Genomic DNA, 6654 nt, shown 5'->3' with positions numbered 1-6654 from the left:
CACTTACGTTGGCAAGCCGGCGTCGTTGGTCGGTATTGAGGACCCTTCGGAGCGCAGCAAGTTCAGCCGCTGCGTCAACGCAGCCATCCAGCGGGTGGTCGGCCGCGACGGTAGGACCTTTCGGCAGCCTGGCCGCCCTGTCCTCGGCCCAGCCGACGACGTCGAACACGGCGTCCGTGCCAGCCAGCTCCGTATCGCGGAGGCGTGGTGCCTCGATGGTGTTGGTGACCACCCGCACGCCCGGTGATCCACCCCGCAGACCCTCGACGACGACGTCGAAACAGGACAGGTTGAGCGTCTGCGGCACGTGCCAGCGGGCTCCGGTGAACCACGAGAGATTCAGCGGATCCTTGAGCACCATGGTGTCGACGCCGAGGCGGCGTGCCAGCTGCTGGAGTGATTGAAGCTGCTGATCCCAACGGGTTGCGATGTCCAGGGTCATCCCTTGCTTGCCCCAGCCGTGATACCCGCGACGAAGTACCGTTGCAGGAAGATGTAGGCCACCACCACCGGCAGCGACGCCATGATGACGCCGGCGAACAGCAGCGGGTAGTCCGTCTGGAATTCGCCCTGGAAGCTCAGCAGCGCCAACGGAAGAGTGCGGTTTTCGGGCGACTGAATGAAGAGCAGCGGGTACAGCAGCTCATTCCAATGAATGACAAAGAGGAAAATTCCGGCGGCAGCCAACGACGGCGCCGACAGGGGCATCGCGATTGTTGAGTACGTCTTCCACGGACCTGTTCCATCGATCGAAGATGCCTCATAGAGCTCGCGCGGGAGTGTGCGCATGAAGCCGCCGAGGATAAACACGGCAATGGGAAGTGTGGACACAATATTCGCCAGAACCAGCCCAAGCAGGGTGTCCAGCAGTCCTATCCGCTGGAACAGCACGTACAGCGGAACCATGTTGGCTTGGGCGGGGATGGCCATTCCGAGTACCAGGAAACCGAAGATCGCCCAGGACCAGAAACCGCGGATCCTTGCTACCGCGTACCCGGCCAGGCTCGCCAGGAACAAGGTGATGGGCACCGAGCAGGCCGTCACTATGGCGCTGTTCATGAAGGACTGTCCCAGGTTCTGGCCGCCGAGTACTTCGGTGTAGGCGTCCGGTGCCAGTGACTGCGGGAAGCTGAACGGACCATCGAACAGTTCCTGTGTTGACTTGAAACTGCCGAAAATCACGATGGTGAGCGGGACGATGATGATGATCGCGTAGACGGCGAGGAAACCGCGGCGGGTAAGGGAGGTAAGCATGCCGTTACTCCTGTTTCTGGGTTAGCCGGAGCACTCGCCGCTGCAACCACGTCACCAGGGCGATCAACGCCATGAAGATGATCGATTGCGCGGCGGCGTAGCCAAACTCAGCGTTGGCGAAAGAGCTGTAAATTCGGGTGGAAAGGATGTCGAGGGAAGCCTTTGGCGGGTTCCCTGCGATACCCAGAATCAGGTCGAATGCCTTGAAGGACTGAATGGTGGTGTAGGCGACCACGATTGCTGTCGCCGGCGCCACCAGTGGCCAGGTGATGGACTTGAACTGCTGCCACTTGCCTGCGCCGTCAATCTCCGCGGCCTCGTACAGCTCGCGCGGTATCCCCTGAAGCCCCGCCACGTACACCACCATCATCTGGCCGGCATGAAACCACACCTGCGTCACAGCCACCCAGTAGAGCGCCTGCGTGTCGTTCCCCAGATAGGAGCTTTGCAGGGCACCGAGCCCAACGGCGTCGAGCGTCGAGTTTGCCAGACCAAAATTCGGATCGTAGATGAACTTCCAGATGAAGGCGACGGAGACCGAGGAGAGGATGGTCGGGAAGAAGAACAACGCCCGGAGCAGGACGCTCCCGCGGGAGTTGCGGGTAAGCATCATCGCGAGGACCAGCGAAAGGGCCGTCTGGAAGATCACCACAACCAGCATGAACTTCAAGTTGTTTGCCAGCGCGTTGGTGAACAGTGAGTCACCGGTGAAGGCGCGGATGAAGTTGTCCAGGCCCACGTAGTTGAACGACGCCGAGAATCCGTTCCAGTCCGTCAACGCGTACTGGAACGCCTGCAGCGTGGGCATGACGAGGAAGACCAGGGTGACCGCTATGGCTGGCAGCGGGAACAGGTAGAGTGCCGGGCTGACCCGTGTGGGCGACTTCCGCTTCTTCCCCGGCGGATGCTCGGCTTTGCCCCCGGCCGGGGTAGCCGGCTTGGTGCCTCCGATGCTGACGCTCATACTCGTTCATCTACTATCTGCTGTGCTTCGGCCGCCGCCTGCTCCGGGCTTGTTCCTGCGATGACCGCCGTCGCGCTCGCCTCCACTGCGTTACGAACGTCGAGGTTGTTGAACTGGAAGCGCGGCGCCAGGGCGGTATTCCTGGTCAACCAGGGGCTGAGCTTCTGGAGGTCTTCGTTGGTGTACTCAACGTCGGCAACTGCCACGTGCTGTGCGGTTTCGTTTGCGTAGTAGCCCGCGTTTTCCGGATCGGAGAGGAAATTGACCCATTCCATCGCCGCAGGCTGATTGTCGCTTCCCGAATTGACGCCGAGGATGAAGGTTGCGTTGTACACGCCTTCGAACTTTGGGGTGCCGCTGGTTGACGTGTTGGGGAAGATCAGCTCCATGGGGAACTCCGCGCCAAGGCCGCGGACCGCCGCGAGGTGGTAGGACCCTGTGGCCAGCATTGCCGCTTCGCCCTGCGTGAAAAGGTTCTGAGCCGGTTCCACCGCTGTTCCGGTGGAGTTGGGTTGGATGAACGGGATGAGCTGCTGGTACTGCTCGAGCATTCCGATGAACCAGTCGTCGGTGCACTTCAGCGTGCCCTGCTCGATCTGCGCGCACATATCCTCGGCCGGTGCCACATTGACGATCATGCAGTTGAAGAGCTGGCCACCGTTGCCAACGTCGCCGCCGGGCCACGAAATCGGAGTCACTCCCGCAGACATCAGAGCTTCGCAGGTGCCGAGGAAGCCGTCCCAGTCCTTCGGTGCGGTATCTGCTCCTGCCCGGTCAAAGATGTCGAGGTTAATCAGCGGCATGGGGAACACCACCTGATATGGGAGACCGAGTTGAAGGTCGCCGGACTTACCGGCGGCCAACAGCTCGGTCCCGTACTGGGAGGCCGCTGTGCTGCCGGTGAGGTCTGTGTACAGCCCGGCTTCAGTGAAGTTGGAGAACTGTGAACCGCGGAAGGATGCGAAGGCGTCACCGATCGCGGCGCCCCTCAGCTTCTGCAGGCCCTGCGCGTTGTAGTCGTTCGACGTCGAAATGTTCTGGGTGGCGGTGACGTCCGGATTGGCTGCGACGAACTTCTTGATCAGTTCATCGAAAACCTCTTTGTCCTCGCCGCGCCAGTGAGCGAATGACACTTCACCGGTGATCTCTCCGGTAGCTGGTGCCGCGACGCCGGTGGCTGGCCCTGCCGGCGCACCCCCAGGTCCGGAACATGAAGCGACGGCCGCTCCCATGCCCAAAGCTCCGAATAGTCCAAGTGCCTGCCTGCGCGTTACGTGACTCACGGTGATCTCCTCTTTGAGTTCTGCTGGTTGCCTGTTAGTGGTGCCTGTTGAGAGTGGGCCGTCACCATTCGGTGACGGGGATGCCGAGAATGTCTGCGGCTGTGCGTAGTTGGGGACGGATGTCCTTCCACGCCAGTACCGTGTGGTGTGGGAAGCCTCCAACAACAAGTGAGTTCACGAAGGACTGGGCGTCGACGTCGAGCTTCACTTCAGCGGTGTTGCCCTGGAAGTGGTTGACGGCGGGGATGGACTCGCCTGCTGCGATCAGCAGCCGGAGGCCGTCCGGCCCGTTTTCGGTGTTGTTTTCGGTGAGCCGGGCCATCACCACCGGACCGGTCTTCAGCGGGAAGTTGCCGGCGACTCCAATCTTGCGGTTGCAGTGCACAAACTGGGTTGCCTCGTCCGGATCGGCTGCGAGGGCGGTAGCGGCGGATCCGCAGTGCCAGAGCCGCACGCTGTTGTTCTCTGTGTTCAGGTCCACGGTGTCCACGAGGTAGGTCAGCCCGGAGCCGAGCGTCTGCATCAGCAGCATGGTCACGGCGCCGTAGACGTCGCGCTCGCAGGCGGTGGGCGTGCCCTCGTCTGCGATGCGGGAGAGGGATGAGCAGGGGCAGAATCCGCGCTGGGTGGGGAATTCCGGCCAGCAGCGGATGGCCATCGCGGACAGATCCTTAGCTGTTCCCCATTCGCGCATGGCCACGGTGGTGGCCGCGGACTTGGTGAGGTGTTCCGGATCGAGCGCGCCGAGGCTGGGCTGGGCGCTTCGCGCTGCGGCCTGCTCGGTGGAGCAATGGTCGGGCTGGACGTCGTCGATTCGGGAGAACATCTCGTCGATACTCAGGTGATCGACCCGCAGCCCGAAAAGGCTGTCCAGAATGTCGGGGTCGAACTGGCTGGGGGTGAATCCGGCTGGGGCTTCGGACACCAGCCCAAGGGTCCGGCCGCGCATTGTCTCGAGGGCCGATCGCACCGGTGCTTCGTCAACCCGTTCACGCTGGGTCGGTTCCAGCAGTTCGCCAACGGGGAGGTCTCCGGCAATTCCCCGGGCAAGGTAGGCCGCGACGTGCTGCTCGTCCGGGTTGCCGTACAGCAGCCGGACCTGCGAGCCGGCCCGAACCAGCGCGTGCGCGTAGAGGTTGGAGCCGCACAGGGAGTTGAGCCAGAGGCGGTCGCCCACAGGGCCGGGTTCACGGACTGACCACAGCAGAACCGGCCGGTTCAGCCCTTCATAGAGTGCCAGGGCGGGGGATGCATCGGAAAAGCTGGCGCAGAGATTGACAACGAGGTCCACCTCCTCCTTGAGGAAGGGAAGCGCCGCGTCGATATCCTCGGGAGTCATCACCAGGTCTTGCGGGCCGATGACGTCGGCACCAAGGGATTCGATGAGCGTGCGGGCGCTGGCTGCGAATTCCTTGGCGACGCCGACCACAAAGGTGGGGCGGGCGGTCGAGATCAGCAGGACTCTGGGGCGGGTAGCGGCCGGGTTCATCGCACCGGCTCCACTGCGGCAACAATATTATCGACGACGTCGCATAGCGCGGTGAGGCGGTCGACAGCACTGGTTGCCAGTGATTCGGAGACGTTGGGGGAGCCGATACAGGATGCCCAGACGGCGCGGCCGGCGAGGAATCCGCTGGCTCCTTCGAGGCAGGCCCAGCGCACCGCCGTCGGGAAAATATCTTCAGGGACTCCGGATGAGAGCACTACCCACGGGCCGTCGACGGCCCGGGTGATGTCTGCGCAGGCGGCGCGGACGTCGTCTTCCGATGCCTGGCCGCGGAAGGGCACCTCCGCTTTGTAGAGGTCGGCGCCGAGGGAGCCGAGCTCGTGTGCGGCGGCGAGGATGCCCGCGTTCCAGTCGAAGTCTTCGCCAGAGATCGGCTTGCGGGAGAGGGGCTCGATGATGCTGATGAGTCCGGCGGAGTGGCAGAGCGCCACGAATTCCTTGACCATGGCGATGCGTTGTTCTGCCGGTTCGTCAGGGCGGTAGAGGACCAGAAGTTTCATGGCCTTCGCGCCGAGTGCCGCGTACTTGTGGGGGTCTACGGTGCGATCGATGCTGACTTCGCCGACGAGTTCCCCGTGCGCTGGTTCGAAGTGGTCGGCGGAGGCGATCAAACCGCATCCCTCTGCGACCACGCCGGCCCCGATTGCGGCGTCCAGGGCAAACTGCTTGTCGATCAGCACGCCCGATGCGTAGGGGGACAGGACACGTGTTGCCTCCAGCTTGAAGGAGCGCAGGTTGTCATCGGTGACGGGTTCGTCCTGGTGTTCTGCGAACATGTTCCGCATCGCTTCGCGCTGATCCACCGCAAGCATGGCGAAGGCGCCGGACGGCCGTTGGAGGGGTGAGAGGTCAAAGTTCGGCATGTCGTGGTGCCTTTCAGTTGCTGGTGGGGGTGGGGAGGTTGGATCGGTGGAGAATTTGGTCGTGGGGGATGGCTGAGCGCCCATCGAGCCCTTCGCAGGAGGCGGCTGCTATGCGACCGGCGAAGGTTGCTGCGTCCTCGAGGTTGTAGTTTGCGGCGACGGCGGCGAGCAGCGCGCCATGGAAGACGTCGCCCGCTCCCAGGGTGGAGACAATATTTGCCCGGTGGGCGGGGATGTGGACGGCTTCGCCGGTGCCGTCGTGTACCCACGATCCGTTGGCGCCGTCGGTCGCCACGACCGTCCTGGCGCCGTCGTTGATTGCCCGCTGCAGAAGCTCCGGCTCGCTGGGCCCCTGTCCGTACTCGGCTGTGAGGCGCTCGATCGTGGGGACGTAAAGGTCTGTGTCCGCCGGGGTGAATCCGTCGATGGGGTTGCCGGCGTCCACGCTGAGTTTCAGGCCCGGGATCCCTGCGACGGACTGCCAGCCCCAGTGATCCACGTGCACCCAGGAAGCGGACTCGAGAGCGTCTCGGAACGGTCCCGTGGCCGGTAGCGAAACCGGCGGGCCGGGCCGGGTGACGATGGCGCGGCTCTGGCTTCGTGTGCTCACCACGATCACGCTGACACCGCTCGCCTGATGCGGGTTCCGGACGACGGCGGTGGTGTCGACACCCTCGGCCTGAAGGCCGGCGATGATTCTGTCGCCCTCATCATCCAGCCCAACGACGCCGGCGAAGGCTGTCGTTGCTCCCAGCCGTGCGGCCGCCACGGCTGCTGTGGCGG

The 6654-nt window shown here is 63.5% G+C and carries 7 protein-coding genes; all 7 read right to left on the bottom strand.

Annotated features, from left to right (window positions below; genetic code table 11):
* The coding region (locus Y708_RS29590) for an aminopeptidase P family N-terminal domain-containing protein (protein WP_035775226.1) at positions 1–442 on the bottom strand (442 nt) is incomplete at its 3' end.
* The gene (locus Y708_RS0104215; RefSeq protein WP_028278964.1) at positions 439–1254 is read right to left on the bottom strand and encodes a carbohydrate ABC transporter permease; all 816 of its coding nucleotides are present in this window, start codon (positions 1252–1254) and stop codon (positions 439–441) included. The genes Y708_RS29590 and Y708_RS0104215, both read right to left, overlap by 4 nt.
* A 4-nt stretch (positions 1255–1258) precedes the next feature.
* A complete protein-coding gene (locus tag Y708_RS0104210) occupies positions 1259–2218 on the bottom strand; it encodes a carbohydrate ABC transporter permease (RefSeq protein WP_028278963.1) in 960 nt (319 codons plus the stop codon).
* On the bottom strand, positions 2215–3501 hold the full coding sequence (locus tag Y708_RS0104205) for an ABC transporter substrate-binding protein (RefSeq protein WP_028278962.1): 1287 nt from the start codon (positions 3499–3501) through the stop codon (positions 2215–2217). The genes Y708_RS0104210 and Y708_RS0104205 overlap by 4 nt, the downstream gene beginning before the upstream one ends.
* A 61-nt stretch (positions 3502–3562) precedes the next feature.
* On the bottom strand, positions 3563–4990 hold the full coding sequence (locus Y708_RS0104200; RefSeq protein ID WP_028278961.1) for a hypothetical protein: 1428 nt from the start codon (positions 4988–4990) through the stop codon (positions 3563–3565).
* Entirely contained in the window at positions 4987–5871 is an 885-nt protein-coding gene (locus Y708_RS0104195; RefSeq protein WP_028278960.1) for an aldolase, read from the bottom strand. The genes Y708_RS0104200 and Y708_RS0104195 overlap by 4 nt, the downstream gene beginning before the upstream one ends.
* 13 nt (positions 5872–5884) lie before the next feature.
* A partial coding sequence (locus tag Y708_RS22755) for a carbohydrate kinase family protein (protein WP_035775225.1) occupies positions 5885–6654 on the bottom strand: 770 nt, incomplete at its 5' end.

The sequence above is a fragment of the Arthrobacter sp. H5 genome, assembly GCF_000520595.1.
Classification (GTDB): domain Bacteria; phylum Actinomycetota; class Actinomycetes; order Actinomycetales; family Micrococcaceae; genus Arthrobacter_D.
The sequence above is the reverse complement of the archived record's forward strand: the minus strand, read 5'-3'. Positions and strand labels throughout refer to the sequence as shown.

What these genes read in the sequence shown, in the direction of transcription:
- Y708_RS0104200 (WP_028278961.1), bottom strand. Translation starts at nt 4,990, where the DNA reads ATGAACCCGGCCGCTACCCGCCCCAGAGTCCTGCTGATCTCGACCGCC.
- Y708_RS0104215 (WP_028278964.1), bottom strand. Translation starts at nt 1,254, where the DNA reads ATGCTTACCTCCCTTACCCGCCGCGGTTTCCTCGCCGTCTACGCGATC.
- Y708_RS0104210 (WP_028278963.1), bottom strand. Translation starts at nt 2,218, where the DNA reads ATGAGCGTCAGCATCGGAGGCACCAAGCCGGCTACCCCGGCCGGGGGC.
- Y708_RS0104195 (WP_028278960.1), bottom strand. Translation starts at nt 5,871, where the DNA reads ATGCCGAACTTTGACCTCTCACCCCTCCAACGGCCGTCCGGCGCCTTC.